Annotated in this window: 1 protein-coding gene and 1 pseudogene; both read left to right on the top strand. The window is 45.4% G+C overall.

What is annotated here, in order from left to right:
* Positions 1 to 343 (top strand): annotated as a pseudogene (locus J5224_RS26900) (carbamoyltransferase HypF); the annotation flags it as partial.
* A gap of 254 nt (positions 344 to 597) precedes the next feature.
* Positions 598 to 1668, top strand: a 1071-nt coding sequence (locus tag J5224_RS26895) for an inverse autotransporter beta domain-containing protein (RefSeq protein ID WP_264628217.1), incomplete at its 3' end; no start/stop codon positions are given.

Genomic DNA, 1668 nt, shown 5'->3' with positions numbered 1-1668 from the left:
CGATGTCCAGTCTCACCCGGTATCGATGCCGCTTGTCGGCAATCTGTTAGATCTGGAGACATTCTGGCATGAATGGCTGGCCTATCAGGCTGCGCCCGCGCGGCGCGCGCACGCTTTTCACGTGGCGCTGGCGCAAGGCCTGGCTGCGTTAGCCCGGCAGGTTGCGCGTGAGGAGAATACGCATACTATCGTGCTTTCCGGCGGGGTTCTGCATAACCGACTGCTCAGCACATTACTGCGTCAGGAACTCACTGATTTTACTGTATTACAGCCGAGACGTTTGCCTGCGGGCGATGGCGGTCTTTCATTGGGGCAGGCGTTGATTGCTGCGGCGCGTGGATAATAAGAATATTATTTAGTTTTGTTGTTTTTAAATAGTAACTTTAAGGTTTTAACTGTATTTAAATTACTTTTAATTAACGCTGATTGTAATGAGTTTAATGAATTTAAAATAACTGTAAATATATCTCTCTTGTTATGAAATCAAATTCCTAAAAATAATCCTGATCAATAATATATGATTGTCACCGCAATGGTTAATCGATATTTTTATGACGATTATTATTTTCGTCTATTAATTTATTGTAGGTTTTGTAGATGGCAAGAAATGTTTTTTCTCAGGAAAAGGCAACAGTACGTTTCTTTTCAAAAAAAGTTACTGCGGTTGCATGGGTTAATATCTTATTTCAATTGTTTTTTCCCTTAAGTCTATCGTTCTCTCCGGCAATAGCGGCGGCTATAGCCGATTCCTCACCTGCTTTTTCCTCAACGGAGCCTTATCTTTTAGGCCCCGGAGAAAACATTGACACTGTTGCCAAAATGCACGGAGTTTCTGTTGAACAACTTAAAAAAATCAACCAGTACAGAACATTTTCCAAACCCTTTTCAGCCCTGACGACGGGCGATGAAGTTGAAGTGCCGCGTAAGCAATCCCCTTTCTCCATAGACAATCAACCGCCAGTTCAGACAGAAAACCGATTCGAAAACCAGGCAATGGCAGGGGCGACGATGCTATCCAGCAAAAATGCCGCTAAATCGGCAGAGCAGATGGCGCGCTCTGCGGCCAATAGTGAAGTCAACAGCTCTGCACAGCAGTGGTTGAGCCAGTACGGTACTGCTCGCGTACAGCTTAACGTCAATGATGATTTCAAGCTTGATGGCAGTGCAGTCGACGTACTGGTGCCGTTGAAAGATAACAATAAAAATATGTTATTTACTCAGCTAGGGGCACGAAATAAAGACAGCCGTAATACTGTAAATACCGGTATCGGCTACCGTACTTTTCAAGATAATTGGATGTACGGCGTTAATACCTTTTTTGATAATGATATTACCGGTAAGAATCGCCGGGTCGGCGTGGGCGCAGAGGCTTGGGCTGACTACCTGAAATTGTCGGTGAACAGTTATTTTGGCCTGACCGGTTGGCATCAATCGCGTGACGCTGTTGATTATTATGAGCGCCCCGCCAACGGTTATGACGTGCGTGCCGAAGCCTATTTACCGGCCTACCCGCAGTTAGGGGGTAAACTGATGTATGAACACTATCGTGGCGATGATGTTGCGTTGTTCGGTAAGAATAATCGCCAGAAAGATCCGTATGCCATAACAGCGGGACTTAATTATACTCCGATTCCGTTATTTACTGTAGGTGCAGAGCATCGCGCTGGC

The sequence above is a fragment of the Candidatus Symbiopectobacterium sp. NZEC135 genome (genome assembly GCF_025962695.1).
This window is presented reverse-complemented; position numbering and strand designations above follow the sequence as displayed.